19 protein-coding genes and 3 pseudogenes are annotated in these 24,111 nt (G+C 68.2%); 9 read left to right on the plus strand and 13 right to left on the minus strand.

The genetic code is table 11. From position 1 onward, the window contains the following. Nucleotides 1-553: 553 nt before the first annotated feature. The 3 genes from OG199_RS04570 to OG199_RS04580 form a co-directional block, all read right to left on the minus strand. Nucleotides 554-862 carry a hypothetical protein gene (locus tag OG199_RS04570; protein ID WP_401808569.1) on the minus strand — a complete coding sequence of 103 codons (309 nt, stop codon included), beginning with the start codon at nt 860-862 and terminating at the stop codon, nt 554-556. Nucleotides 863-1,512: 650 nt separating this feature from the next. Continuing rightward, entirely contained in the window at nt 1,513-1,785 is a 273-nt protein-coding gene (locus OG199_RS04575) for a glutaredoxin domain-containing protein (RefSeq protein WP_405828125.1), read from the minus strand. 49 nt (nt 1,786-1,834) lie between these two features. Then, nucleotides 1,835-3,193 carry an SMI1/KNR4 family protein gene (locus OG199_RS04580; RefSeq protein WP_405828127.1) on the minus strand — a complete coding sequence of 453 codons (1,359 nt, stop codon included), beginning with the start codon at nt 3,191-3,193 and terminating at the stop codon, nt 1,835-1,837. 433 nt (nt 3,194-3,626) lie between these two features. Between OG199_RS04580 and OG199_RS04585 the strand changes: the two genes are divergently transcribed. Next, nucleotides 3,627-4,124, plus strand: a complete 498-nt coding sequence (locus OG199_RS04585; protein WP_405828129.1) for a hypothetical protein — start codon at nt 3,627-3,629, stop codon at nt 4,122-4,124. Between the two features lie 339 nt (nt 4,125-4,463). Here OG199_RS04585 and OG199_RS04590 read toward each other — a convergent pair whose 3' ends face one another. The 3 genes from OG199_RS04590 to OG199_RS04600 form a co-directional block, all read right to left on the minus strand. Continuing rightward, the gene (locus tag OG199_RS04590; RefSeq protein WP_401808576.1) at nt 4,464-4,685 is read right to left on the minus strand and encodes a hypothetical protein; all 222 of its coding nucleotides are present in this window, start codon (nt 4,683-4,685) and stop codon (nt 4,464-4,466) included. Between the two features lie 522 nt (nt 4,686-5,207). Beyond that, nucleotides 5,208-6,197: a hypothetical protein gene (locus OG199_RS04595; protein WP_405828131.1), complete on the minus strand. Its 990-nt coding sequence runs from the start codon at nt 6,195-6,197 to the stop codon at nt 5,208-5,210. A gap of 11 nt (nt 6,198-6,208) precedes the next feature. After that, nucleotides 6,209-6,622: a peptidase inhibitor family I36 protein gene (locus OG199_RS04600; RefSeq protein ID WP_356808621.1), complete on the minus strand. Its 414-nt coding sequence runs from the start codon at nt 6,620-6,622 to the stop codon at nt 6,209-6,211. Between the two features lie 529 nt (nt 6,623-7,151). Between OG199_RS04600 and OG199_RS04605 the strand changes: the two genes are divergently transcribed. The 3 genes and pseudogenes from OG199_RS04605 to OG199_RS04615 all read left to right on the plus strand — a co-directional run. Next, nucleotides 7,152-11,006, plus strand: coding sequence for a hypothetical protein (locus OG199_RS04605; RefSeq protein ID WP_405828133.1), 3,855 nt, complete (start codon nt 7,152-7,154; stop codon nt 11,004-11,006). A 334-nt stretch (nt 11,007-11,340) separates the two neighbouring features. Then, nucleotides 11,341-11,756: pseudogene (locus OG199_RS04610) on the plus strand (winged helix-turn-helix domain-containing protein). A 491-nt stretch (nt 11,757-12,247) separates the two neighbouring features. Further along, a pseudogene (locus OG199_RS04615) lies at nt 12,248-12,433 on the plus strand (transposase); the annotation flags it as partial. 306 nt (nt 12,434-12,739) lie between these two features. Here OG199_RS04615 and OG199_RS04620 read toward each other — a convergent pair. The 4 genes and pseudogenes from OG199_RS04620 to OG199_RS04635 all read right to left on the minus strand — a co-directional run bounded on the left by OG199_RS04620 (nt 12,740) and on the right by OG199_RS04635 (nt 15,921). Then, nucleotides 12,740-14,284: an SMI1/KNR4 family protein gene (locus OG199_RS04620; protein ID WP_405828135.1), complete on the minus strand. Its 1,545-nt coding sequence runs from the start codon at nt 14,282-14,284 to the stop codon at nt 12,740-12,742. A gap of 487 nt (nt 14,285-14,771) precedes the next feature. Beyond that, nucleotides 14,772-14,861, minus strand: a pseudogene (locus tag OG199_RS04625) (hypothetical protein); the annotation flags it as partial. Between the two features lie 144 nt (nt 14,862-15,005). Beyond that, nucleotides 15,006-15,248: a transposase family protein gene (locus OG199_RS04630; RefSeq protein ID WP_405834424.1), complete on the minus strand. Its 243-nt coding sequence runs from the start codon at nt 15,246-15,248 to the stop codon at nt 15,006-15,008. 220 nt (nt 15,249-15,468) lie between these two features. Further along, entirely contained in the window at nt 15,469-15,921 is a 453-nt protein-coding gene (locus OG199_RS04635; protein WP_405828137.1) for a hypothetical protein, read from the minus strand. A 686-nt stretch (nt 15,922-16,607) separates the two neighbouring features. Here OG199_RS04635 and OG199_RS04640 point away from each other — a divergent pair. The 4 genes from OG199_RS04640 (at nt 16,608) to OG199_RS04655 (ending at nt 19,460) form a co-directional block, all read left to right on the plus strand. Beyond that, nucleotides 16,608-17,678, plus strand: coding sequence for an NADH:flavin oxidoreductase/NADH oxidase (locus OG199_RS04640; protein WP_401810526.1), 1,071 nt, complete (start codon nt 16,608-16,610; stop codon nt 17,676-17,678). Nucleotides 17,679-17,736: 58 nt separating this feature from the next. Next, nucleotides 17,737-18,123: a TraR/DksA family transcriptional regulator gene (locus tag OG199_RS04645; protein ID WP_405834426.1), complete on the plus strand. Its 387-nt coding sequence runs from the start codon at nt 17,737-17,739 to the stop codon at nt 18,121-18,123. 127 nt (nt 18,124-18,250) lie between these two features. After that, entirely contained in the window at nt 18,251-18,835 is a 585-nt protein-coding gene (locus OG199_RS04650) for an aldo/keto reductase (RefSeq protein WP_405834428.1), read from the plus strand. Nucleotides 18,836-18,848: 13 nt separating this feature from the next. After that, complete coding sequence (locus OG199_RS04655; protein ID WP_401810525.1) at nt 18,849-19,460, plus strand: NADPH-dependent FMN reductase; 612 nt, start codon at nt 18,849-18,851, stop codon at nt 19,458-19,460. Nucleotides 19,461-19,500: 40 nt separating this feature from the next. Here the strand turns inward: OG199_RS04655 and OG199_RS04660 are convergent, their stop codons facing one another. Both OG199_RS04660 and OG199_RS04665 read right to left on the minus strand, forming a co-directional pair. Next, nucleotides 19,501-20,556 (minus strand): LLM class oxidoreductase, encoded by a 1,056-nt coding sequence (locus tag OG199_RS04660; RefSeq protein ID WP_401810524.1) that lies wholly within the window; start codon nt 20,554-20,556, stop codon nt 19,501-19,503. A 935-nt stretch (nt 20,557-21,491) separates the two neighbouring features. Then, nucleotides 21,492-21,794 carry a hypothetical protein gene (locus OG199_RS04665; RefSeq protein ID WP_405828140.1) on the minus strand — a complete coding sequence of 101 codons (303 nt, stop codon included), beginning with the start codon at nt 21,792-21,794 and terminating at the stop codon, nt 21,492-21,494. Nucleotides 21,795-22,792: 998 nt separating this feature from the next. On the opposite strand from OG199_RS04665, the gene OG199_RS04670 reads away from it, so the two are divergent. Then, the gene (locus OG199_RS04670; protein WP_405828142.1) at nt 22,793-23,236 is read left to right on the plus strand and encodes an SRPBCC domain-containing protein; all 444 of its coding nucleotides are present in this window, start codon (nt 22,793-22,795) and stop codon (nt 23,234-23,236) included. 404 nt (nt 23,237-23,640) lie between these two features. Here the strand turns inward: OG199_RS04670 and OG199_RS04675 are convergent, their stop codons facing one another. Then, entirely contained in the window at nt 23,641-24,087 is a 447-nt protein-coding gene (locus OG199_RS04675; protein WP_405828143.1) for a hypothetical protein, read from the minus strand. Nucleotides 24,088-24,111 lie beyond the last annotated feature (24 nt).

Below are 24,111 nucleotides of genomic sequence, written 5' to 3' on the forward strand. Positions count from 1 at the left end.
CCCTCACTTCTGATGTGGTTTACGGTGGTTTTCTCCAGATGGTGGTGCCCTTGCCATCGCGGTGGCAAGGGCCGCGAAAAGCCTCCGGCGGTATGACAGACAGACCGAACGAGGCCGGCTGCGGCAGGTGCTTCGACGACGCTGAGGGCGACCTGTTGCGAACGCCTGGGATCTCATTCCCGCCGGACCGTGTACGTCGGGCGGCACAGTAGGAACCCTTTCACTGCGACGACCACCCCACGATCATCCGGCGGGTCCTGCCGCACTCGTCCTGGTAGGGGCCGCACCTGTAGGACCAGCAGAGGAACGGCCGACTTAGCTAGAACGGCCCCCACCGGGGTTGGCTCCCTCATCGACGCCTTCCCGCCGTGTGTGGAGGGCACGATGAATCGCGCCTTCGCCCAGACCGACACCTTGGCCAGCTATCCCGCTCTCCCGGCTGTGACCCACCCATCGGAGGCCACTGACCTCAGCCGTCCACGGCGGCCACCTTCTGCCCATGGCGCTCACCTGCAACTTCTCGCCTATTTGCGGCGGGTGACACGTTCGTTGACTAACGGTAGTCGTCCGGGTGCGACTGCATCCAAGTGTTGATCTTGTCGCGGGTGGTGACCAGCAGGCTCTGGTGCTTGTGGAGGTTGTCGAACGTGAAGTCGCCGTCCAGCGCGGTCTGCATCTGCCCGATCCAGGCGAGCGGCTGCCTGAAGTGTGCTGCGCCCTTCGGGCTGGCCTTCATGGACTTGCCGAGGTCGTCGAGGTTGGTCAGGAGGCGGTTGAGGAAGTACTGGCAGTTTCCGGGGGTCCCACAGCTGTCGTTGTACGTTGCTTGCAGTACCGAGAAGGCGTCTCGTACCTGCGGCACGGCCGCGCCAGGAGCAGCCGGGGTGGTCGGGTAGCCATTCGATGTGGCGGTGCTCGGCGTTGACGAACTCTCGACCGTTCTTGCCGCAGTGCTCCCCGGCGTCGGCGTCGCCGTGACGGAGGAATCCGCGGGCCCGGACCCGGCCTCAGCGCTGTGTCCACCAGAGCAGCCGGTCGCGAGAGCGGCTGCGAGTAGCACGACGGCCACTCCGGATATGAGTTGAGTTTGACGCACGGCTTGTCCTCGAGTTCCGGGATGATGAATAGGGCGATACGCGTGCATACCGTGCGCCGGTGTCCGCTGTCCATCTGGCGCAGGTGGAGGGGATCCGCGAGGGTGCGGACCCGGTAGGAAGTCAGGTGAGCTATTTATGACACCGTCGCCGGCCCTGTAGTGGCAGGTCTGCGTGATCGACTGCCTCTGCACGACGGGGGCGCGCGGCGCAGGCCGATACCGAGGAGTGGGTGTTGCGGCTGGACATGGCTTCCCTCCTGCTCGACCGTCGTGTTCCGGGTTCTACGACGACATGGTCCAGGTGCTGTGCGAGGCGAAACAGAGCGGTCTCGCGTTGGAGTGGCGTCAGACGGTCCTCGACCGCGACCAGGCCGACCACAGGCCGTCGGCCTCGGCCCTCTACTCTCGGCGCCAGGTCAGGACGAGAGTCGGTGCGGCGCGTACTCGCGGACCGCATCCAGCAGTTGTCGCCTCGACGGGTTGACCATCGCGTGCCCGGCGACGGTGACGGTGGGCACCGTCTCGTTGCCGTCCGCGACGGAGCGGACGAACGCCGCCGCGTCCTTGTCCCGCCAGATGTTCCGCTTGGTGAAACGCAGCCGCGTGAAGAGCAGGCTCAGCCGCAGGTTCATGCAGAACACGCAGCCGGGCCGCCAGTACATCACGACGCCGTCGCTTTCCTCGGTCATGCACTTCCCCCGTACGGAGTTGCTGTCCCTGGCAACCGCAACTTCCAGCCTACGGGACACCGGGGCCCGTACCTCGGGTCGTGGCCAGGATCTCGCGTCCACGGTCCGGGGTGATCAGCTGGGCCAGGACCGGGTCGGCGAACAGGGATATCGGGGCAATATGGTCCTCGCACACCGGGTGCCACAGGCGTAGCGCTGCACGGAGTTCGGGCCAGGCTTCGTCACACAGGCCCGCGCGGACCGTGCGGACCTTGGCGGGGTCGGACATTGGGTCGGGTTCGGGCCGCGGGCCGCCGCCCGCGTACAGGGTGGCGACGATCGGTCCCGTACGGATCGGCGGCTCGTCGGGAGCCTGAAAGGCCGGCTGCCTGGCGAGGTGGTCGGCGACGGCGTGCACGGCCGCGTCGAACTCGGGTCCGCCGAAGGTGAGCCGGAAGCCCGGCTCGGCCGCCCGGGCCTCGTAGTCGGCGACGAGCGCCCGCACCGGTGCGGGCGCGTGCTCCTTGAGCCGCGGCAGGGGCCGCAGGTCGTGGGGGTGCGCGAGCTGGTCCTGCCGGACCAGGAGCGGTAGGAGTTCCGCGGCGAAGAGCGGACTGAGCAGGAGGTCCTCGTTCCCCGGGCGATACCACATCAGGCTCGCGATGTGGCCGCGCCAGTCGCCGAGCATCGCCTTCATCTGCATGCTCAGCACGTCTGCTCGCTCCCGCCCGTACTCGTGCGCCTGGGCGAACACCGACAGCGGTCCGTCGACCGCCCCGGCCAGCGCATCGCATCGGGCCCGCTCGACCTCCGCGTCCCAGTGGTCCCGGGTGGCGCCCGGCGGCTTGCGCAGGGCGTGGAAGGACACCCACTGTCGGCGCATGAGGCCGTGGAAGGAGCCGTACCGCTCCGGTCCCTCGCCGGACCAGGAGGCGAGCCAGTACGCCGCCCACTCGCCGTCTACGTCCACGTCGTCGGGGTCGAGCAGCATGACCGCCGCGTCACCCTCAAGGGACAGGCGCAGGCAGCGCGTTAGGACCTTCGCCTCCTGAACGCCGAACGCCTCCTCACCGTCCTCGTCCTCTTCGACATCGTCCTCCGCGAAGTCTTCCCAGACCTCGATCCAGGTGCGGTCGTCGGTGTCCCGCAGCCATTCCAGCTCCGTGGCGCCCGCCAGCCGGTAGATGAAGTTGCCCGCGTCCCGCCACCCGTTGGTGACCAGCAGGAACTCCCGCAGCGAAGGCGGCAGTCGGCGCCCCAGCCGGGCCTCGGCCGCAGCGACCTCGGCCTCACTGGCCGGCGCGAACCCGAGCCAGGAGTCCCGCACGACCTCCTGCGCGAGCGGTGCGTCCTTGTCCGGGTCGTGCCCCGCGATCCACTCCGCGCTCCACTGCTCCAGAAACGGCCGCCACGTCTTACGCTCACCCATCGTCCCCTCCGCCTCTCGCCCTCCGTCGTCCGACTTCACCTCACCACAGGGGTACGACAACGGGTTGCGGCCGACTCGGCTGCGCCCGCCTGCGCGGGAAGAGATCAAGACCCGTGACCGCGCCCCGGCCCCGGGCTTCGAGAGAGCCAGAGGTCCCGGTTGCCCACGGGGTCGACGGTCGCTTGGTGTCAGCCGTTGGTGTCAGACGGAACGACCGCACTAGCTACAGGCTGGGCAGCTCGGTAGGCGCTGGCGAAGTTGTGCCATTTCACGACGCGGTCCCCCGCTCAATGATCCAGCTGTGGCCGCGAAGGTGACCCGTCGGACGGTGCGTAGTAGGTTTCCTGACCCGCCCGATTCCCGGAGGCAGGACTGTCCGAACGGACACGACGGAAGAGCAGGCTCTGTGGCAAGGATCAGAAGAATCCCCAAAGTGGTGCTGGCCGTCACAGCGCAGGCAGGGCTGTTGGCGCTGCAGGTTTTGCTCCAGGAAGGCACGACCGTGCCCGGCTCGTGGCTGATGCGCCTGATGCTGCTGTCTCCCACGTTGCTCGGCCTGTACGTGACGTGGCGACTGTTCCTGAACCCTTACGTATCGTTCGGGCAGGACCGGTTCCGCGTGAACAACCTGTTCACGCACTACCTCGTCCCCTACCACTCGATCACGGCGCTGGAGGGACGGACTGCCCTCACCCTTGTCGTATCGGGATACGGTCGCCTGCCGGTAGCCGCACTCGACGCCGCTCCTCTGACGGGCAAGGCCAAGCGGGACGCCGTCGCGCAGGAGTTGCTGCGCCGCCGCGACGCCGCCGTCCCAAGGGCCGGACATGGCTTCGAAAAGGGCAGCACGCTCGGACTCCCGGAGTGGTTGGGGCCTGTCGCTTCCCTTGCATGCTTCCTGCTGGGCGGCTTCGCGTCAGTCCTCGGATAAAGCAGTCGGCGTTCCGCCGCAGTTCGGTAACCTAGCCACGCCACCACCGTCCCCTGCTCTCATCCCGTCCGCCGTCGACCCACGCACTGTGGAGCGGGGGTGATTCATGGCGTCCAGGTGGAACGCGCCACCGTAAGAACGACTGTGAGGATTGGTCACGGCACCGCTCGAGGTCAGTAACCCGGTTACACCGCTCGTTGACAGACCCTTGGCCGGGAGTCCTCCACCGACGCCGTATGCCCGGCGACGGCAGAGGCTGCCCAAATACCGGCCCGCCGTGCATTCAGTGCGACGATGGACTGGCCACTGCGGAAGGTCCGCTGGAACCACTCGAACGGGTCAGCAGTCCCACTTGGACGAATGGGGGCTGTAGTTGTTGGCGAGACGGACGAACTCGTGCCTCGACACACAGCCGCCGATGGCGCTGACGTAGCCGACCTCTCGATACATCGTCACTCCCGCCCCCGAGATGCCGTTGTTGTAGACGGCGTACGTGAACTTCCCGTCCGCCACCCATGAGCAGTTGAACCAGGAGGGAACCGGGTCCTTCCACTTGCACATCTCCGAGTAGGAATTGTCCTGTACGTGCCACGCGCAGAAGTACTGGCTGGGGCATTCGGTTTTATCGATGGGGAAGGCAGCCGGCGCTGCCGACGCCGGGACTACGGTCGAGGCGGTCATTGCCCCGACGGCTACGACCGCTGTTGCGGTAAACCGTGCCAGGCGTGAGCGGATCAGCATCTCTCTCCTCTGGTCAGATCTGTTCGATGTCTCAGGCAGACCCGAAAAGCGGGATCGCCTACCGTGAATGATGGAGTGACAGTTTCTTGTCAGCCGGCCAAGGGTGTACGCGCGTGCTGACTGGTGTTGGGGCCCGTCGCGCATCACCCGGTCGACGCCCTGCCCGAGGGCCAAGCGCCACCGGGTCCGCGGACGGCGGGGGCTTCCAGCGGAAGTCTCCCGACGGGCTCTTGAGGGGACTGCGCCCGTGGTCACATAGCGCTGATCTTGGGGTTCGTCATGCGTCGTGCACGGGAAGGCCAGTTGCACCGGGAGGCCCGGCACGTACGCCTGTGTTGTAGATCAGCTCCGCTGGATGTGCCGCCCCTGCGCCGGATCCTCGGGAGCAGGAGTCCTTTCCGCGTGACGTGCTGTGGTGGAAACTTGAGGCAGTTCCGGCTTTGGGCTGCCGGAAGTATTTCTCTTCGCCGACTCCAATGCCCTCTGCTTCAGGCGTTGGTAGCGCTGGAGGTCGGTTCGGGTCGAGTCAGTGAGTATGGATTTTTCCGCGTCCCGTTGGGATTCGTACACCGCGTCGTGAAGCCGTACCCTGCGCTCGCACACGTAATCGTCGGACGCGATGCGTAACTCTTTAAGGCCGAGGCTTTTCAGTGCGCGGTCGGTGCCGTCGGTCACATCTACGTCGTGGGCAAGCTCTTCTCTCGGCGCCTGCAGATCGTCGTACGAGTACCCTGATTTCCGCATGCATGAGGACCATTTGGCCAGCGCGCCCATGTATCGGCCGTCGTTCTCGACCTGGTCCATCACAGCCGCCTGCACGCCCTCGAGTTCGTTCTCAAGCCGGTTCCAGCCCGGCCCGTACGCTGCTTCCCGGCCCTGGTAAGCGCACCCGTCGGGCCGGTAGGTCAAGACCACTCCGTTCGAAAGGGTGAACTTCTCCCCGCGTGCGCCTTCCAGCGCCTTCGTCCAGCCGGTGGGGTGGTGAGCGGTCGCGGGGGCGCGGGTGCCCGTCCCGCTGAGGATCTCGCCTACTACGCCGTAACCGTCCTGGCGTGCCTGTTCTTCGCGTAGCAGACCGTACGGATTGGTGGTCACCGCACGTGCGCTCACCGTGATCCGCTCCGGCTCGTACCTGAATCCGCGGCGTGCCATGCAATCGACGACGGCGGACTCCTCTTGCCCTCGCAGACGAACGGTGTCCGCCACGGAGGTGACGAGGGCGGCGGACAGCGGTCGCGGGTCGAACACGACTTGCCCTCGGTCGCCGCTGCCCGAGAACGAACAGCCGGCCGTGAACGCGGCGGCGGTGGCGACGATCCCCGCGAGCCGCACGGGGGCTCGCCTCATACGCACCAGTTGTTCGAGTACACGTGGTGGTACAGAGCCGTTCCCCATTCCGGATTGTTGGCAGCGTCGTTGAGCGAGTACATGCCCGTACCGCGGGCCAATGTCCAGTAATGACCCGTGAAATTGCGCTCGCTGTAGACCCGCACATTGCAGGAGGTACCGGCGTTCCACAGAGACTCGGCCCCACGGAACTGGGAATAGCCGGTGAGGTCCGTGTTGTCCTCGTAGACCGCCCCGCGTGATCCGGACTCGTATGTTGAGGTGTACGCACACAGCGCCCCGGAGGGGCAATCTGCGGCTTCGGCGGTATCCGCCCCCGCCAGAGTGGTCAGGACGAGCGCTGCGGTGCCCAGGACGGAACCGATGGCGAGCTTCCTGGGCGTCGGCCTCGCCCTCTGCGTGTTTCCCATGAGTCATCCTTCCGTCGATCAGTCCGCCGTGGCTCTCTGCGCACGTCCAGCAGCCCCTCGCGCGAGCCCTTGCGGCCCCAGACGTCGTCGTGCACCCAGTGCTGCTCCCCCAGGCCTGTGCGGCACAGGCCGAGTCGGACCACGGCGAGGGTGCCAGTCGCATCGAAGGGCGTCCCCTGCCTTCGGACCAGCCAGGAGGCAATGAACCGACGCTCGCACCCGCTGCATCACTCGTGTTCACGCCGGCTGCGCCCGTGCCCGACGTCGCGACTGCCGGCGCCGTAATCAGCACGCCAGACGTGACAGCGGCGTGCTTCTTCATCGTTCACCCCTCTCCTCGGCCCAGATCCTGTTGCGGATCCTGCTGACGTCCGGTCGACCGACGGACCGAGATGCGTTGGCACAGCGAACACCGCGGTCAGCGGCTGCCCTTGTTTGTACTGCCGTTCTGTTGTCCGGAATCGGGGGATGGACGCCGGACAACAAGCTCCGGACAATGAGCCGGACCCGTTGATCTCGGGAGGTACGGGTGCCACGAACCGAGAGTCCGCTGGCGGACGACGATGGCGTGCTGACCGCCTTTGCGGCCGACCTGCGGCGATTACGGGCAGAGGCGGGAAGTCCGCCCTACCGTGAGCTGGCCCGTCGGGCGCACTACTCGTCCACGAGCCTCGCGGACGCCGCAGCGGGGCGCAAACTGCCGAGTCTGGCGGTCACCCTCGCATACGTACAGGCCTGTGACGGTGATCCGGCTGACTGGGAGACGCGTTGGCGGTCGACCGCCGCGCAATTGGCGGCCGAAGAACCTGCCGAGGCGTCGCTCGATCCCTCCGACGACGAACTCCCGAGCCCCTACACGGGCCTCGCGGCGTTTCAGCCTCATGACGCCAAGCGGTTCTTCGGACGCGAACGACTGACCGACGACCTGGTCACCCGCGTCCGTGACCATCGCTTCCTCGCGGTCTTCGGAGCCTCCGGCTCAGGCAAGTCGTCCCTCCTGCGGGCCGGCCTGCTTCCCAGATCCGATGCCATCACAGCAACAAAAGGCGAATGGCACGCGATTCTGCTCGTCCCAGGCCCTCACCCGCTGGAGGAGTGCGCCGCACGACTGACCGCGCTGAGCGGCGGATCAGCCACCGCGCTGTCCGAGGAACTACAGGAAAAGCCCCGCGCCCTGCACATGACCGCTCTGCAGATCCTCGCCAACCGGCCCGAGGACAGCGAACTCCTCCTGATCGTCGACCAGTTCGAGGAGATCTTCACTCTCTGCACCAGCACACGGGAACGGGCCGCATACATCCAGGCGTTGACCACCGCAGCCCAAGCCGCCAACAGTCGCACCCGCGTCGTGATCGGCGTCCGGGCCGACTTCTACGCCCGCTGCTCCGAACACCCGGAGCTTGTCGAGGCGCTGCACGACTCCCAGTTGCTCGTCGGCCCGATGACCACCGACGAACTACGCCGAGCCATCAGCCAACCCGCCCTGCAGGCCGACTGCACCGTCGAAACCGCGCTGCTGGCCCGCGTCGTCGCCGATGCCACCGGCCAGCCGAACGCCCTGCCGCTGGTCTCGCACGCCCTGCGCGAGACCTGGCGGCGCCGACGCGGCAACACCCTGACATTGGCCGGCTACGAAGCCGCCGGCGGCATCCGACATGCTCTCGCACAGACAGCCGAGTCCGTCTTCACCGGCCTGACACCTTCGCAACAGCACCTGGCACGCGCCATCTTCCTTCGGCTCGTCGTCCTGGGCGAGGGAGCCGACGACACCAAACGACGTGTTGCGCGCGCCGAATTGGACACCCTCGCTCACCCCGACAGCCAGGCTGTTCTGGACGCGCTGGCCCAGGCCCGCCTCGTCACACTGGACACCGATACCGTCGAGATCACCCACGAGGCACTGCTCCAAGCGTGGCCGCGGCTGGCCGGCTGGCTGAACGAGGACAGAGCAGGACTACTCACTCATCAGGCGTTGACGGAAACCGCGACCGCCTGGGAGCGCAAGCACAAGGATCCCGGCCTGCTCTTCCGTGGCAACCGCCTGGCCACGGCTGCCGAATGGGCCAAACATCACCGCGGCGACCTGCTCCTCAACGAACGGGCCCAGGAATTCCTGACGGCCTCCCTCCAGCAGCAACGCCGCACCGGTCACCTCCGCCGAGCAGCAATCGCCGTACTGGCCGTACTGGCGGTACTGGCCTCGACGGCCGCCGTCGTCGCGTTCCAGCAGCGCGCCGCCGCTCGGGCGGAACGTGATGTCGCCATATCCCGCGAGATCACGGCCCGGTCCGAGCAGGTGGAAAGCAACGACACCTCGGTGGCCGCTCGCCTCAGCCTGGCCGCCTACCGGCTTCGGCCCTCACCCGAGCTCTACACCAGGCTCCTCAACACCGAGAACACGCCCCTCGCAACCAGACTGACCGGCCACGCCGACACCGTTTTCGCCGTGGCCTACAGCCCTGACCGGCGCACCCTGGCCACCGCGGGCGCCGAGGGCACCGTGCGCCTGTGGGACGTCACCGACTCCACCCGCCCCAGAGCACTCGGCAAACCCCTCAGGGACCACATCGGCTGGGTGTACTGGCTGGCCTTCAGCCCCGACGGCCGCACTCTGGCGGCCGCGGGCCGCGACCGGGCCGTACGGCTGTGGAACGTCACCGATCCTGCCCATCCCGCGGTATGGGGCCCGCCCCTGAGGGGGCACACCAGTTACGTCTTCTCCGTGTCGTTCAGCGCCGACGGCCGGATTCTCGCCACCGCCAGCTACGACCACACGCTGCGGCTGTGGAACGTGTCCGACCCCGCGCACGCCACACCCATCGGTCACGCTCTGACCGGCCATGTGGGGGCGGTCGCCTCGGCGACGTTCAGCCCGAGAGGAAGGCTCCTCGCCAGCGCCGGCCACGACCACACCATCCACCTGTGGGACATCGCAGACCCGGCCGAACCCAAGCCTCTCGGCTCCCCGATGAAAGGCCACAAGGACACGGTCTACGCGGTCGCCTTCAGCCCTGACGGACGCACGCTCGCCAGTGTCAGCAATGACCACACCGTGCGCCTTTGGGACGTCTCCCGCCCCACGCACGCCACCCCTTTGGGTTCTGCGCTGACCGCCCATACCGACTCCGTGTATGCCGTGGCGTTCAGCCCCGACGGACACACCCTCGCCACCGCAGGAGCCGACCACACCGTACGACTGTGGAACGTCACCGACCCGCAGCATCCATCGGCTCTCGGCGAACCGCTGACCGGTCACACCGACTACATCTACTGGCTGGCCTTCAGCCCGGACGGCCGTACGCTCGCCAGCGCCTCCCGCGATCACACGGTACGACTGTGGCATCTCCCCGATACTCGTCTGGCTACACCAGGTCGCCTCGACGCCGTCGCCTTCAGCCCCAGCGGTCATCCTCTGGCCACCGGAGGCAGCGACCACAGCACGGAGCTGTGGGACGTCACGGATCCCGCCTTTCCCCGAGCACTGGCCGTACTGACGGGCACCAGGGGCACCGTCAACAGCCTGGCCTTCAGCCCCGACGGACGGCTGCTTGCCACGTCCGGAACCGACAGTGCCACACGCGTGTGGGACGTCGCGTCGCCCCGTCGGCCCAGACGCCTGACGGTGCTCGACGGCCACAAAGGCCCGGTCATACGCGTCGTATTCAGCCCAAACGGTCGCACACTGGCCACCGCAAGCGCCGACCGCACCGTATGGCTGTGGAAGGTAACCGACCCGGGGCGTGGTCGTGCTCTGAGCGTCCTGCACGGTCACACCGACAGCGTCGAGGCGCTGGCGTTCAGCCCGAACGGACGCGTTCTGGCCAGCGCGAGCTCCGATGACACGCTACGTCTGTGGAACACGTCGAATCCGGCACAGCCCCGGCTGTTCCAGCGGGCTGTACAGACCGACAGCGGCGGCATTCGCGCCGCAGCCTTCAGCCCGGACGGTCATACCCTAGCCACCGCGAGCGCCGACCACACCGTACGGCTGTGGAACGTCACCAACCCCGCCCACGTCACACGGGCGAGCCAGCCGCTCACCGGCCATTCCAGCTTCGTGGACTCCCTCACCTTCAGCCCGGACGGGCGTGTCCTGGCCACCGGTGGCGACGACCGGACCGTGCGCCTCTGGGACGTATCTCATCCGGAACACGCCAAAGCCATCGGCACAGCCTTGACCGATCACAGCGGACCCGTCAACGACACCGCGTTCAGCCCAGACGGGCGTGTGCTGGCAACCGTCGCCGACGACCGCACCCTCCAACTGACCCGCGTCAGCGTCGACGTTGCCGTCCAACGGGTCTGCGCCACCACCTACAACGCCCTTCCACCGCAGCAATGGCAGCAATATCTACCCGATCTGCCGTTCCGGCCCCTGTGCTGACGCGCCCCGAAGACTGGCTCTACCTCGCCTACTGGCTGGACCTGGCCACCCGCGAGGTCGTCGACCCAGCCGCTGGTGCGGGACGTGGCGCAGCGGGCCGTCTCGGGCGACGTTCTCTCTTGGCATGCGCCGAGGAGTAGCCAGCGGAATCGGACTCGTGGCGGGCGACGAAGTCGGACAACGGGCGGGCCGGCGGAGACAGCGCAGCCACTGAACTTGACTGGGTGATGTCGGAGCCGTTCGCCTGACGGCGGCGGGTCCGCTTCGGTAGCCCAGGACCGTGAGATACGCGTAGGGCGGCGGGTTGACCGACGCCGGGAGGGAGTGGGTCCGGCTGCAGGCCGTGGAACGTTTCGATGGCTGGCAGAAGAACAGGGAAATCGCTGCCGCGCTGCGGGTCAGCGAGCGGTCCGTGGAGCGGTGGCGCCGCCAGTGGCGCGAGCGTGGCGAAGCGGGCGTCCTGTCGAAGGGATCGCCAGGGCGGCCGAGGCTCAGCGAGGCGCAGATCGCGAGACTGGAGCGGGAGTTGGAGCGCGGGCCGCCGGCCCACGGCTGGGCCGACCAGCGGTGGACACTTGCACGGAACAAGACGTTGATCAGCCGCTGTTCCACGTGAGCTACACGGTGGAGGGAAGGTGGCTGCCGCTGAAGCGGCACGGCTGGTCCTGGCAGCAGCCGGCCCGGCGGGCGATCGAGCGCGACGACGTGTCGGTCGAGGTGTGGAAGAAGGGGACCTGGCCGCGGGTATAAGCACCGCGGGGGCGTGTGACGGCTGGATCGTCTTCGAGGACGAAGCCGGACAGTCGATGACGCCGCCGCGTGCGATGGGGGCGCAAGGGCTCAACGCCGGTGGTTCGGGTCCGTGGCCGGGGCTCGGGCCGGGTGTCCATGGCCGAGCTGACCTGCTACAGGCGGGGGAAGCGGTCCCGGATGTGCTACTCGGTCCGCGAGTACCGGGGCCGCAAGTGTGAGCCGAAGGGCATCGGCTGGCGCGACCTGCTGGTCAGAGCGCGCATCCAGCTCGGCGGCCCGATCGTGCGTGTGTGGGACAACCTGCGCGTGCACCTGGTCGAACCGATGCGCCAGTTCATCGCCGACCACGCGGACTGGCTCACCGTTTCCAGCTTCCCAGCACTCACCGAACTTGAACCCGCAAGAGGACATCTGGTCCCTGGTCAAGCGCGACATCGGCAACCTCGCCGCCGACCTCGGCCAGATCACTCGCGCCGTCAAACAGGCTCAAGCAGGGCGAGCCCCACGGCACCGGCCTGGGCATCTTCCGCTACGTCGTCGAGCGCACGATCGACTGGCTTCACGGCTTTCGCCGCTTGCGCATCCGCTGGGAACGACGCGACGACATCCACGAAGCGCTCCTCGGACTCGCCGTCTGCCTGATCACCCATCGCCACGTCCAACGGCTTTGTTAGGAACAGTAAGAGCAACCAAAGTCGACCAGAGCCGCAGCTGATCGAGTCGTTCTCCTTGCAGACCCGCAGGTCAGGTGACTGGGGCTGACGGCCGCGGTTCGTAGAAGGTGCCGTCGCGGAGCACGGCGAAGAGGATGTCGGCTCGGCGTCCGGCGAGGCAGAGCAGGCGGGGACCATCCCCGCATGTGCGGGGATGGTCCCCGGAAGGCCCCGCCATGACCGTGCAGCGTGGGGCCGGCAGTCGCCGCCTGCTGGGCCCTGGACAGAGCCCGCGCAAGTGGTCGCAACGGCCTCTCGGGCACAGCGTCAGGAGGCGTCCTCGACCCGGCCGGAGAGGCGGTAGGCCGTGGAGGTGTCGGCACCGAGGGCAGCGAGAAGGTCGAGGGCGGCGGCGAGGGGCGGGGCTCCGGCCAGGCGCGCGGCGGCAAGGTGGGTGGGGAGGCGGTCAGCGGCGATCAGGGCTGTCCACTGGGTGGCGGAGAGGGCGAGGTAGCGAAGGCCGGTGAGGTCGGCCAGCAACGCCAAGTCCGGCGCGGGGCAACGGGACAGGTCGAGGGCACGCAGCGCGGGGAGGGTGCGCAGCGGGGCGAGGTCGATCAGTGTCTCGGAGCCGACGGCGAGTGAGGCGAGGTGCGGGTGGCGGGCGAGTGGGGTGAGGTCGGCCTCGGGGGTGAGGTCGATGGCCAGGTCCTCGACGGGGAGTGCGGCGATTGGGGACAGGTCGGTGGTGGCGCAGCGGTTGAGGTGCAGGCGCCGCAGGTGCGGGGTGGCGGAGAGCGGGGTGAGGTCGACGGCTGAGGGGGCGTCGTTGAGGTGGATCGCCTGGACGCTCGGTGAGAGCGGTTCTTCCAGGGCTGAGATCACCAGCTGGCGCGTGTTGTCTCCGGTCTGCTGTGGGGCGTGCGGATCGGGCTGGCCCAGGGCCTGGCCGAGCCAGGCGGTGACGGAGGAAGCGACGTAGCGGGGGCCGTCGTTGAAGTCGCGGCCGACCTCGATCACCTGGCCGGGGCGGCCGTGCGCGGCGGGCGCGAGGTCCACGGCGAAGTAGTTGCCGTCGAACCAGGTGGCGAAGGGAAGCCAGCCTGGATGCCCTGAGCAACGGCGCACCGTGTTCGGCGGGTCGGCGTCGAAGATTACCTGGCGCCAGCCGAGCTCCCAGCCGAACCAGGTCGGGACTTGGATGTAGTCGTCGTGCTCGGCCAGGGCCCCGTCGAGCGGAAGCCAGCAGTACCCGGCCAGCGCCTCGCTACCGCCGTCCCCGTCTGCCTCCAGGTAGAGCGCTCGCAGGTCCGGGGGCAGCGGCCGGCCGAGGTGGCGTTCGGCGGCGGCGAGCTGAGCCTCTGTGACAGGCGCCGGCATCTCCGGTGTCGTGCCGACGTCTTCTGCGTGCTGCCTGAGCACGGCCTGCAGCCGCTCGACCGCCTCCGCCGGGTCTCCGGCCTGGCGCAACTCGGACGGTTCTGGGCCGTCGGCCGCTCCCGGTTCGGACGGTTGGAAGGCGGGGTCGACGGTCAGCGTCCAACCGTCCTGAGGGCCGGCGCCGGGCCGCAGATCGTCCCGGAACACCACCAGCTCGAAGGCGCCCGCCGGGCGGCAGGTCAACTCCAGGACGATGGCCTCCCAGCCGTGGCTGTCACGGAACCAGGACACTAGTGAGGTGAGGCTCTCGTGCGGGAACGGCGTCCCGGAGAAGAAGCCCGGACGGCTGGGCACCACGTACCCACCGCCGGACAGGCCGACGCTCGTCCGGCTTCCGTGCCCCCGCAGCACACACTCCGTCCAGCCCTCCGGTGCCTGGGCCACGACCTCCGCCGTGATCTCCCGCGCCGCCTGTTCCACCGCCAGGTCCATTCCCGCCCTCTCGTCCGCGCTGTTCGGACGATCATGTCAGCAGACTGTGACAGAGCGACCGGCCGCCTGCACCGACGAGCCACTGCTGCCGTCCCCGAACATCCACGGCACCGCCCTCGACACCCCAGCAGCGCTCGCCGGCACCACCCAGGCGCTCCACGAATGCTCTCAATATCTCGGGTTGTACCTTCGACATGTTCGATATCAAGCGGCTCACGCGGGGACCTCGCCCCGCCTTCCGCCGTCACCGGAGTCACTGTCGTCCCGACCGAATACGGTTTCGCGGTGAGTTGGGAGGCGAGCCCCACCCCAGGCCTGGCGCGCTACGTGGTACAGGAACGCGGATCCTTCGGCGGAGTAAGGTCGTCCGCGATCCTCCCCCGCACCCATTCCCGTCCCTTGGCTTCCCGTCCCTTGGCCTTGTGGGCAGTTGAGACCATGCAGCCAGGCTCGACGACTCCCGGTCGGGCAGCAGGTCAATCGGTCGGCGGGTTTCCACGTCGACGAGGACCGTGCCGTAGTGGCGGCTCTTGCGGGTGGCGTACTCATCGACGCCGATCACCAGCGGAGCGGGCACCTCCAGCTCGGGAAGCGCGTCGACCAGCCGCAGAACGGTGCTGTGGCTGACCGGTGCACCCCCGATGTCGGCCAGACGGGCGCCGGCCCGACCCGCGGGAGCGAGACCGATCGCGGCCAGGGTCGAGCGGAGGCGCTCGGTCCGCTAGCCATGCCTTCGGGTCAGACCGCGTATCTGCTCGACGAACGTGCGGCGTCCACACTCGGCGTTCCGGCAGGTAAATCGGCGAACCCGTAGCTGGAGCACGACGCTTCGTCCTGCACTCGGAACATCAGCGGGAAACCGCGGGTAAGAGCCATGAACCTGGGCCGACCAAGCCCCGCACCTCGGACACGAGGCACCCGCGGCGGTGCACCGCACACCAACACGCACTTTCGCGATATTCATGTCAACCGACAGCACCGCGACGTCCGCGATCGACGCGAACAGAAACTTCTCCAGCCGGAGCAAGATCTCATTCACAGCCCCAACCTCTTGGCCCAGTCACTCCTGCCAGTGCTCGTTTTGAGGCAACTTCCCATGGCGGAGACGAGAGTTCGGAGGTCACCCACAGTGAACGGATCACGCAACCTGAGCCAGAGCCGCTACCCGTGAGCAAAGCCACGGGTCAGTGGAACCAGGCAACGAGTCGCACGTTGTCTGCTCCGTGGAGTTCGCTGAGTGTCCGCATCACGCTCCAGACCGGCCCCCAGTGGGTTTTGTCTCCGGCGACCGATTCTCGGCTTCGCGTGCCGGAGCTGTCTGTCTCCTGCCAGTCGGTGGAGGCAAGCTCGGCCCACGTGATCCATGTTGTGCCGTGGACGTCAGGAGGTGGGCCGTACGCGGCGTATCCGGTCTGCAGATCCTCAGACGCGTCGCTCGGAAAGCCGCGGCCTTCGGTCAGAGGGCGGAAGCCGAAGGAGTTCCGGATACCGAAGATGCAGGCGAGGGCGTCGTAGGCGTTGCCGTTGTTGAGCAGGAAGAGGTCGATGGCAGCGTGCCACACGGAGTCCTCGTCGTCGGGGCCCCAGAGGCGGGCACCAGGGCGGCACTCGATCATCCCGCTGACTTCGGTAGACATGCGGGCATGCTGCCCGCACGGCCCATGAGTCGGCACCTGCATTTCCTCTGACCCGCCTCGCCACCAGTTCCAGCGGCCGCCTCAAGCACTCGTGCACCAGGCGTCGCTTCGCCCTCGCGATCGAGCGGGGGTGTCTTCGACATGTGGTGGCCGGGATGTCACACCCAGCGCGGCACGACGCACGGCCGTCCGCGATCAGCCCAGGCGTCTGCGCAGCGACCAGTTTGGGACGGTGCGCCCTCATCGGTTGGGGTGGGTGGCGAGGTCACACCAGCGCCCACACCACCCACTCAGAGGGCTCTCCCCTCGTTCGGCGGCGGGACGCTCCGCAGCACCGGATGGAAGAGATCCCGGAGTGACGTGGACCCTGCCGCAGGAAGCCAGGTAGGGCAACCAGAGCCCCACGCGGCATCGCTCGACGAGCTGCTCGCCGACGCGGCATCAGGTTGGAAAACACCTACTTGTGGATCAGGACGACGACCCACGTGCGCACGTGACCACGGCTCGGGACCGCCACGTGCCCGGACATCCGCGCGGGTGAGCACGCCTGGCCGGTGGTGTGTGCCACGGGCGGCCAGGGGTACTCGGATGTAGCCACCGTGCGGGGCGCCCCGCAGGAACCCAGGCCGTCACGGCTCGACGGCTGCGGGGCACCCGGCGTCCCACTTCCTCCTGCGAGGCCTGCGATGAGCCGTCTCTTCTCGCCGCTGACCCTCCGCGGCACGACCTTCCCAAACCGGGCCTGGGTGGCCCCCATGTGCCAGTACAGCTCGGTCGACGGCTATCCGCAGGACTGGCATCTGGTCCATCTCGGCTCCCTGGCACGCGGCGGGTCCGGCCTGGTCATGCAGGAGGCCACGGCAGTGGAACCTGAGGGCCGGATCACCCCTTCCGACGCCGGCATCTGGGATGACGGGCAGGCCGCCGCGTACAAGCGGATTACCGACTTCGTCCACGGGCAGGGAGCCATTGCCGGCATCCAGATCTCCCATGCTGGCCGCAAGGCGTCGACGGCACCGCCGTGGGAGGGTGACGTGTACGTCGAACCGGAGGCCGGAGGATGGCAGACGGTCGCACCGTCACCGCTGCCATTCGGCGACTGGCCGGCCCCGCGGGAGCTCGGCGCGGACGACATCCGGGCTTTGGTCCGGGCCTTCGGCGAGGCCGCCGGGCGGGCGCTGTCCGCCGGCTTCGAGGTCCTGGAGATCCACGCCGCGCACGGCTATCTGCTGCACCAGTTCCTGTCACCGCTGTCCAACCACCGCAGCGACGAGTACGGAGGCGATCTCGACGGGCGCAGCCGTTTCCTGGTCCAGGTCACCGACGCCGTACGGGCGCAGTGGCCGCAGGACCGCCCGCTGTTCGTACGCTTCTCGGCCACGGACTGGGCCGACGGCGGCTGGACCCCGGAGGAGACGGTCGAGCTGTCGCGGCACCTGGTGGCCCACGGCGTCGATCTGGTGGACGTCACCAGCGGCGGGCTCGTCCACAACGCCCGTATCGAAGTGGAGCCCGGCTACCAGGTGCCCTTCGCCCGAACCGTCCGCGAGGGCGCGGCCCTGCCCGTCTCCGCGGTCGGCCTGATCACCGCACCGGAGCAGGCCGACCAGATCCTCGTGGACCGCTCGGCCGACGCGATCATGCTCGCGCGCGAACTGCTGCGCAACCCGACCTGGCCGCTCCGCGCGGCCCAGGTGCTCGGTGACGACGTCCCGTGGCCCAAGCAGTACCAGCGTGGCCGCCCACGTCGTCGCTGAGGCCGCCGTCGCCCGAGCAGCCGGGAATTCGGCACAAGACAATGAGGTTTCCTCCGATATGGGCCATCAATGCACCAATGCCGCTTTTCCCGTGTCCCAGGGCGAGTCGATGCGGGCTCTGCTCGCGGCCGACCGTGTCGCCACGCTGCAGCAGATATCCGCCCTTAGCCGTGAGTTCGAAGGGATCGTCGAGGCGAACGCGCTGGTGGCCATTGACGACGAACACGACCCGGAGGGGGCGAGCACGGCCTTCGAGCGGGCTCACGTCACCGCTCTGCTTTCCCTGTCGCGCGAGCATCTGAACGATCTCGATCGCGCCCTGGAACGGTTGGAGAGAGGCGACTACGGGCGCTGCGAGCAATGCGGTGAGCCGATCCCGACGGAGCGCCTCGAAGTTCGCCCGGCGGCGAAAACCTGCGTGCACTGCGCGTCCGTAGCTCGTTGAAGGGCCACAGTTGAGGGCGCGACGTGTCGTCCTGCCCCAACTCGGCGTGCGGGTAGATGCCGAGTTCCTGCGCCGGCGGCCATCCACCATCTGACCTTCACCCGGCTCGATCAGGAGAAGACACGGCCTGGCTCACCGGAAGGGCACCGTCGCCGCCTGCGAGGGCAGCCTGCGGCGGCTCCGTGCGGAACGGCTGGACCTCTACCTGCTGCACTGGCGGGGACGGTGGCCACTCGAGGAGACCCTTGCGGGATTCACCGACCTGATGGAGGCGGAGAAGATCCGTTACTGGGGCGTGAGCAATCTGGACGTCGCCGACATGGTCGAGCTGACCGCCCTTCCCGGCGGCGACGCGGTGGCCGTCGACCAGGTGCTGTACAACCTCTCCCGGCGCGGCGTCGAGTGGGATCTGCTCCCCTGGTGCCGCGAGGCCGGGGTGACGGTCATGGCCTACTCCCCGATCGAGCAGGGGCGGCTGCTGAAGGTCGAGGCTCTGGGTGCCGTGGCCCGGGCCCTCGGAGCCACGCCGGCCCAGGTGGCACTCGCCTGGGTGCTGACACAGGGGACGGCCGCGATCCCGCGTTCCGGATCACCCGACCACATTCGGGAGATCCGCGGCGCGGTGGACCTCCACCTTCCCACCGAGGCGCTCGACGCCCTCGACGAGGCGTTCCCGCCGCCCGGCGGCCCCACACCCCTGGAGATACTCTGAAGGAGTGGACAGGATGGCGCGCCCCCCGCTCGTCGTCGGAATGGGGGGTTCGCTGCGCACCCCGTCGACCAGCCTCACCGCACTGTGTGTGGCGGTCGAGGGGGCTGCCGAGGCGGGCGCCGAAACCCAGGTGATCGACCTCAAGCGGCTGGATCTTCCGTTCTACACCTCCGAGCACGGGATCCCAGCGTCCGCTCGCTGGTTTGCGGACACCGTGCATGCCGCCGACGCCCTACTGTGGAGCAGCCCGACGTACCACGGTTCGGTCAGCGGCGCCTTCAAGAACGCGGTGGACTGGCTCGCCCTCTTGGCCGACCACGACCCGCCCTACCTGAGCAACACACCCGTGGGGATGCTGGCGACCGCCGGTGGAGTGCAGGGCCTGCAGGCGATCAATGCGATGGAGTTCATCGTCCGGTCGCTGCGCGGCTGGGCTGTGCCGCTGGTGTTCGCGGTCCCGCGGTCCTCCCGGGTCTTCGATGGCGACGGACGCCTCACCGACCAGGCGGTCGCGGACCAATTGCGCGGCCTCGGCGCGGAGGTGACCAGGGCGGCCCTGCAGTTCCAGGCGGAGGGCACGTGTGACTACGCCCAGGAGCGGCCGTCCGGGGCCGGCCTGGAGTGAACCGGCCCTGCCACACAGGGGCGCCGGAGGTCGCACTCCCTCAGGGCCCGGTCCGCTCCGCGGACCGCCGGGGCTCGCCGCGCGCTCCGGAGCGCCCGGGCGGGAAGTGCGGCAGCACGTGCTCGGCCAGTTCGTCGATCACTTCGGCGACCGGGCGGCGGCTGTGCTTGAAGTTGATCATCAGCTGGTCGATGCCGATGTCCTGCCAGGCCCGCATCATCGCGAGGAACGACACCCGGCCCACCGAGAAGCCCTGGTGGATGCGCCGCGGCAGGGCCATCGGGTCCTCGGCCAGGTCCAGATAGGTGGCCTGGGCGTACGGCTTGAACCCATCGCCGTCACTGCGGGTCAGCTCCCGCCACCGCTCGATGTTCTCGGCCTGCTGCTGGAGCGGCGGGGTGTAGTACAGCCAGCCGTCCGTGTTGCCGGCGATCCACCGGACGTCCTGCCTGCCGTGTCCCGTCATCAGTACGGGGATCCGCCGGTACACCGGCTTGGGCAGCAGATCGGTGTCGCGCATCTGGCCGAGCGGCGACTCCACGTGCGGGAAACGGTGCTCGAGGACGACACGGAAGTACTCCAGCGACTGCCGGAACCTCTCGGCCCGGCCGCCCAGGTCCTGACCGAAGGCCGGGAACTCCACGGGCCGGTCACCGGTGGCCACCCCGAGCAGGAGCCGTCCGCCTGACAGCTGGTCCACCGAGGCGGCCGCCTTGGCGGTGTGCAATGGATGCCGCAGCGGCATGACGATGCTGGCGGTCCCCAGCGTGATCGAGGTGGTGCAGGCGGTGAGCTGTCCCAGGTACACCCATGGGTCGAAGACCTGCCCGGCGTCCCCGAAGCTCGGGTCCAGCAGCGGCACGTCACGGACCCACACCGAGGCGAAGCCGGCCCGCTCGGCCTGCTGGATCCGCTCGATGTGCCCGGCCAGGGACGGCACGGGCCCGTCGAAACCCTCCAGGGGCGTGATGGCGCCCACGGTCATCCTGCCGCCGGGATACGCCCTGGCCATGGCCGCGTGCTCAGAGAACGGCCGCTGCGCCCCGCCTTCGACGTCCACGGGTGCGCCGCCTGAGGGAACTGTCGGTTGTGTCATGCGATCCTCCGGCAATTTCATGCAGTGGCCGGGTCCCCATCCATGCGCAGTGTGACCACACCACGCCTGCTGCCGCCTTTCCGACCTCTGTTGCTGCCTTCCTTCAGTGTGTCGTTGGTGAAGTCGTCTACGCCACCGAGCAGTGGAGAGGCAGAGCAGGTCGCGCGCGAGGCGTGCAGGCGGTGCGCTGACCTGAGCTGTCCGCTTCCCTGCGACACGTGGCAGCGGCGCGTCCACTCCCTCGGGGCAGGCTGCCTGTGAGCCGATCCGAACGAGCAGCAACCTGGCGCACAGTGAAAGGTTAGTCGGGGACGGACGCCGGTCGCCGACGAGACGCGCTGCCACACGGTGTTGCCGTCCGCGGCGACCAAGGCGGGCGATGTGGTGCCGCTCATCGCCCAACATCCGGATCAAGGGGTGGAGGCCCCTGTGGCTCGAGCCGGCACTGCACGGCGCATAAAAGAATTCTCAATAAATCTGCGGAATTCTCATCCCAACCTGCAGCACTACAGGTCAAAGCCTTTTAGGCGCGGAAGGAACACCTCAAGACATCTCTCATCCGCCTGCAGTCTTGCAGCTCAGAGCGATCTCCCCATCGCAACAAGAATGAGGCGGAAGTCCTCGCCGGTGGACCATGAGGTCAATGGCCTTTCCGGACCGTTCAACGCGCCTTCGGGTGTGTTGGCTCCGCGTCGGCGCAGCGTGCTGGGCGGTTCTTGCCTGGGTCATCGGGGATAGCAAAAAGGTGCCACGTCCTGAGGTGGGAGCACCGCGTCGTCTCACCTTCGGTGCAAGTCCTAGGATCCGTGCCCGCAGCCGCACCATCGCCGGTGACCTGCAGTATGGACATCTGGTCCGTCACCACGGGGGGAGTGACGGACCGGACGCGAGGCCCACGAGGACACAACTCGTGTCCCTACGGCGCGGGTGCACGCTCAGCTGTAGGTGCTCCAGCGGGCGAAGCGGGCTAGCAACTGCCGTGCCCCACTCTCGTCCAGGCCCAGCGCGGCGGCAGCCTGCTCGGGGTCGGCGTCCTTGCGGGCTTCGTGGGCCGGCCAGTATGCGGTCTGCGTCGCGACCACCTCAAGACGGCGGGCCGCCCGAACGGCCGCCGGCGGCGGCGACTTGGCCAGCGTCTCGATCTCCGCCTCCAGCTGGGACGGCAGAGCCATGATGGACTCCGGAAGAGGGACGGCCGACCGTTCCACCTCGGCGGTGTGCGCATCCCAGTCCCGCATACAGGTGTCCGTCGCCCCCGCTCCCCCGTCCTTGCAGGTCCTGGTCGTCGATCTGCTCCCAGTCCAGGCGCTGCTCCGGGCCGTTCCAGCCGCACGAGCACACCGCGCGCAGGGCGACCGCACGCGGCGTCCCTCCGGTGTGGCCGTCGTAGACGTCCCGTTGGGACACCCGATGGCCGCCGCCACCCGAACTCATGTCGAGGTAAACGGGAGGCGGGACTGTGCCGTCGGCCAGGAGCACGCCAACGGCTCCCGTGTGGGAGGTGCCGAACTCGTCCGCCGTCCAGGTCTCCCGCTCGCCATCCCCCATAGCCCGCCCCTCCAGTCGTGCGGACGCGCTCCCTGAGCGGGGCGCCGACACCGACCATGCCGCAGCACCAACAGGCCGCATGGGGAAATCCCTGAAGAGGTGAACTGGGCCCCGGGCTCCGCTGCGGAAACCGCTGGTGTGTACGACGCTGTCGACCGGGGAAGGCGGCTTCGTTCCAGATCATCCGCAGGGCGACGGTGCGGCACAGGTCAGCGCCCGGTCGTCCCCGAGGTCGTTGGGGTAGGCCTCCCGCTTCACCGCAACCGCGCCGACGTGTCTGAGGCCCAGGCCTCGGGGGGCGGGGCAGTGTGGTCGCGAGCGGGATGGCGGAGGAGGCGCTCGGTCAGGCGCCGACGTGTTCGGTGAAGCAGGCGTACTGCCGTCTGACGTGGTCCGGACCCGGTGTGGGCGAGGAAGGCTCGTCCGCACCCACGCTGGGCTTCCGCATCTACCGATGGAACCCCGCCACCACCGCCGCCTACGAGAACCGCCGTCCTCGGCGCCGTGGAGGTCTCAGCCCACCGCAACCTCGCCAAGCGGATGTGTGCCGGTACCCGACATCGTTTGGCTTCGGGCCGGTCCCTCTTCTTCTGTCCCTGCTCAGAAGGGGCGCGGATGACCGATGACTTTTTGCATCTGTCCTTGTCTGCAGTACGACGACCCGCACGAGCGAGCCAGGGAGCACAAAGTGACCGCAGAACAGACGACGGCCGAGCGTTTCTCCTACACAGTGGAACGGATGTTGGAAGCTCCTGTGGCGAGGGTCTGGAGTGCCTGGACGACCGCGGAGTCCTACGCGCAGTGGGCCTATGCCGCTCCCGGGTCCGTCGAGATGGACGTGCGGCCGGGCGGGGCATGGAAGGCAACGATTGTCACCCCGGACGGCGGCCAGTTCCCGCTGACCGGCTCCTACTCCGAGGTCGATGAGAATCAGCGTCTAGTGATTGGCATGGACGTACCGGGGAAGAACGAGCCGGCAGTCATGACCGTCGAACTCGTCGAGCAGAGTGCTCAGCAGACACGCGTCGTGGTGAGCCAGACCTCCGACACCCCCGACGAACGCGACCTCGCCGAGCAGGGCACCACCATGCTCCTGGACAGCTTGACTGCCTTCCTGAAGACCGCGGCCTGACGCACCGCGCCGCCCGCGCTGTGATCGGCGGGCAGGGACCGCTCACTCACGCGCCAGTAGCGCGACGACGGGTGGGTGCCCGCAGCCAACCGGCTGCGGGCACCAAAGGGGACGGGACCGAGGGGTCGCAGGGATCCCTTTCGCCGGCAAGTCCCCATGGATGATGCCGTCGGACGAGCAGACAAGGTCGGTTAGTTCGGGCGGCTGTACCTGGACACGCACGCGACCTGGGCCGACGCGCCGAAAACAGGTGTGCCCCTCCGAGAGGTCTGCCGCGCTAAGGATTGGCTGGGCGTACGGGTTGGACACGATGGCAGGCGACTGAGGGCCGTCGATAGAGCGCCCGTGTTGATCATCGGTGGCTGACTCCGCGCCCGGCGAGGCACGACACGCGACTGCTGCGTCTAATCCAGGTTTTGGTCGCGAAGTAGTCGGCAGCCGAGGTCGTCGGCCCACTCCTGGGCCCAGGCCATCAGATCGTCGATCAGTTCGGGAGTCGCGCCGTAAGCCTCGAGTTCCGCGTCATAGGCGACAGCGGTCAGCCGGGTCTGGAGAGATTCCAGGTCGAATCGCTCGCGGGCATGGCGACGGCCGAATTCCTCAAGGTCGGTCGTAGGCCATCGGCGCGAGGCGGCGAAAACATCCAAAGCATCACGAGCCACGCCGCGTTCGGCCAGCGCTCGGACCCTGGCGCCGATCACGTCTTCCTCCGCGAGCACGGGCCCATACGCACAGGAGACGGCCGGCCGGGTGAATACTTCCTCCAGCACATCCACCTCGCACGCCTCCTGGGTTCCGGCGCGGGGGTCGGTGACGTTGAGGCGCGCGGAGAGTGGAGCGACTTCGATCACCTGAGGCTGCCAGCCACGTTCGGT

It is taken from the genome of Streptomyces sp. NBC_01176 (genome assembly GCF_045039825.1).
GTDB lineage: Bacteria > Actinomycetota > Actinomycetes > Streptomycetales > Streptomycetaceae > Streptomyces.

Excerpts from the sequence above, each read along its gene's own strand:
- OG199_RS04575 (WP_405828125.1), bottom strand. The coding sequence starts at position 1,785 with ATGACCGAGGAAAGCGACGGCGTCGTGATGTACTGGCGGCCCGGCTGC.
- OG199_RS04580 (WP_405828127.1), bottom strand. The coding sequence starts at position 3,193 with ATGGGTGAGCGTAAGACGTGGCGGCCGTTTCTGGAGCAGTGGAGCGCG.
- OG199_RS04590 (WP_401808576.1), bottom strand. The coding sequence starts at position 4,685 with ATGTGCAAGTGGAAGGACCCGGTTCCCTCCTGGTTCAACTGCTCATGG.
- OG199_RS04600 (WP_356808621.1), bottom strand. The coding sequence starts at position 6,622 with ATGGGAAACACGCAGAGGGCGAGGCCGACGCCCAGGAAGCTCGCCATC.
- OG199_RS04620 (WP_405828135.1), bottom strand. The coding sequence starts at position 14,284 with ATGGACCTGGCGGTGGAACAGGCGGCGCGGGAGATCACGGCGGAGGTC.
- OG199_RS04630 (WP_405834424.1), bottom strand. The coding sequence starts at position 15,248 with ATGAATATCGCGAAAGTGCGTGTTGGTGTGCGGTGCACCGCCGCGGGT.
- OG199_RS04635 (WP_405828137.1), bottom strand. The coding sequence starts at position 15,921 with ATGTCTACCGAAGTCAGCGGGATGATCGAGTGCCGCCCTGGTGCCCGC.
- OG199_RS04640 (WP_401810526.1), top strand. The coding sequence starts at position 16,608 with ATGAGCCGTCTCTTCTCGCCGCTGACCCTCCGCGGCACGACCTTCCCA.
- OG199_RS04645 (WP_405834426.1), top strand. The coding sequence starts at position 17,737 with ATGGGCCATCAATGCACCAATGCCGCTTTTCCCGTGTCCCAGGGCGAG.
- OG199_RS04655 (WP_401810525.1), top strand. The coding sequence starts at position 18,849 with ATGGCGCGCCCCCCGCTCGTCGTCGGAATGGGGGGTTCGCTGCGCACC.
- OG199_RS04660 (WP_401810524.1), bottom strand. The coding sequence starts at position 20,556 with ATGACACAACCGACAGTTCCCTCAGGCGGCGCACCCGTGGACGTCGAA.
- OG199_RS04665 (WP_405828140.1), bottom strand. The coding sequence starts at position 21,794 with ATGCGGGACTGGGATGCGCACACCGCCGAGGTGGAACGGTCGGCCGTC.